The sequence below is a fragment of the Frankia sp. CcWB2 genome (assembly GCF_977927585.1).
Window position 1 is genome coordinate 1,631 of sequence record NZ_CDWRCM010000179.1, and the last position, 2,010, is coordinate 3,640.

A 2,010-nucleotide genomic window follows, 5' to 3' on the forward strand; every position below is an offset into this window, starting at 1 on the left:
GGAAGTAGATCAGCACGGCGGCCTCGGTGCCGATCTGGGTCACAGCGGTGAACGCGGCGCCCGGGTCCTCCCAGCCGGCAAGCGCGGCGGCGATGCGCAGGTGGGCGCTGGACGAGACCGGGAGAAACTCGGTGAGCCCCTGAACGAGACCGAGGACCGTCCCCTCGAAGAAGTTCATCGACGCGCCGACCTGGCCCACGAGCCAGACGAGTCCGGCCTACCCGGCCCATCCGGTCCGTTCAGCCCGTCCGGCGAGGCCGCCGGGTCCGGAGGCCACGCGGAACGACGATCGGTCTGCCGGCTCCGCGCCCGACCTGTTCGCGTCATCCACGCACACCCGACCACGGCTTCACCGTAGCGAAGGGTGAAGTGCGGGCGGATGCCGGGTGACGGCGTCCCCGCCTTCTCCGATCCTCCGACCTGGTCCGATCGACCTGGTCCGATCGGGGTTCCGCCGGATCGGGCCGAGCCCACCCCGCAGCAGGCCCCCCACACGGGCTGACCTGGCGGTTCGTCGGACAGTCACGGACCGCGACGAACGGGCGGGTTCATGCTCTGGCCATGCAACCGAACGAGATCGCTCGCTTTCTGTTCATCTTTGGCCCGCACCGCGTCACCCGGAAGTACGGACCGCCCGCCTCGTGGCGGTCTGGCGCGCCCCGATCAGGGCCGGGGAGCGACACAGTACGCATAGGAGGTTGCACGATGAGTCATCTGCTCGCGAATGTGATCATTGAAGTGGTCGGAACAGCCGTGATCCTGGTTCTGACCAGTCTGGTGCGACGCTGGCTGGGCCAGCCGGCCGCTCGCCCCGCCTGATCCGACCCAACCCGGCCTCCCCCGACCTGACCCGCCGCCAGTCCGGCCCGTCCTGGACATCCGGGACAAGTGCCGACCGGACGGACGACGCGATCAGTCATGCAGCCTGGACGTCCTGGACGTCTGGGACGCGGTTCTGAAGGGCTGCGCTCCACCGTCCGGATCGTCCCGAAAATCGGGTTCGCCCACGTGGGCGAACGATAAGGCGACCGAATCACGGTAACAAGTCGGCGTCGCACCATACAGCCGTTTGAATTCTCGACAGAAGTGACTCGTGTCCGCAAAACCCCAACGGCTGGCGATCGCCTGAATAGAGCATGATCCCTCGATCAGGTCCCGGCGGGCTCGTGCGAGTCGCTGGGAGCGGACGGCGGCGCTGTAGCTGTTTCCTGTCGCGGCGAAGCCGCGCTGCAGCGTGCGGACAGACACACACTGCGCAGCGGCCGCCGCAGCGGCACTGACGTCGCGGTGGCCAAGGTTTCGAGCTATCCAGCGTTCCACTGCGAGCCGCAGCGATTCCCCAGTGATCGCATTCGTGAACGTGACCTCGGGGCGCACCGCCGCGGCCACCAACTCCAATGCCGCGTTGCGGGCCGCCGTTATGGTGGGGGCGGGAATCTCGTGCGGGAGGCTGGCAAGTGAGGCGATATAACTGCGCAACAACCTGATCGCGGGAGCGTTCACGTCCACCACGAGGTCGGCTTCCAACCACGGGCTCTCCAAGACCTCTTCCAGCGCCGCCCTCGGCATTACCAGGGTAATTTTGCGGAAGTGCTCAACAACTTCGAACCGCATCCTTTGCGTGCTGTTCCAAGCCACGAAGCTGCCCGGAGTGACAACAATCTTCTTGTCCTCGATGGCAAGCCGTTCAGTCCCAGCGGTAGCGAAGAAGATCGCAATATTTTCCTCGCTGGTCCGGCTGATCAGACTTCGACTACGTTCACCCCTACACGGATCACATGCGATATCCAGCAGCGCGATGTCATCGAACCAGCGACGCTCAATCGAGGCACGGTAGGGTAATTTCCCTGGAGGAACATCAGTGTGGAATGGCGTCACCGTGCTGCCCAGGATCTCCTCCCAGCGTCCAGGACGGTCGCGATGGGGTACATCGACAAGGTCGTACATCTCGTAGGTCCGCATGATGACCTCCTACCGGGAACCTGGGCCGCCGCGCCTGCAAGCATAAGC

The 2,010-nt window shown here is 65.2% G+C and carries 2 protein-coding genes; both read right to left on the reverse strand.

The features are described 5' to 3' along the window. A partial coding sequence (locus ACY45C_RS16875; RefSeq protein ID WP_462188534.1) for an undecaprenyl-diphosphate phosphatase occupies nt 1–178 on the reverse strand: 178 nt, incomplete at its 3' end. Between the two features lie 734 nt (nt 179–912). Beyond that, nucleotides 913–1,962: an AraC family transcriptional regulator gene (locus ACY45C_RS16880; protein ID WP_462188527.1), complete on the reverse strand. Its 1,050-nt coding sequence runs from the start codon at nt 1,960–1,962 to the stop codon at nt 913–915. Between the last annotated feature and the right edge of the window lie 48 nt (nt 1,963–2,010).

What these genes read in the sequence shown, in the direction of transcription:
- ACY45C_RS16880 (WP_462188527.1), bottom strand. Translation starts at nt 1,962, where the DNA reads ATGCGGACCTACGAGATGTACGACCTTGTCGATGTACCCCATCGCGAC.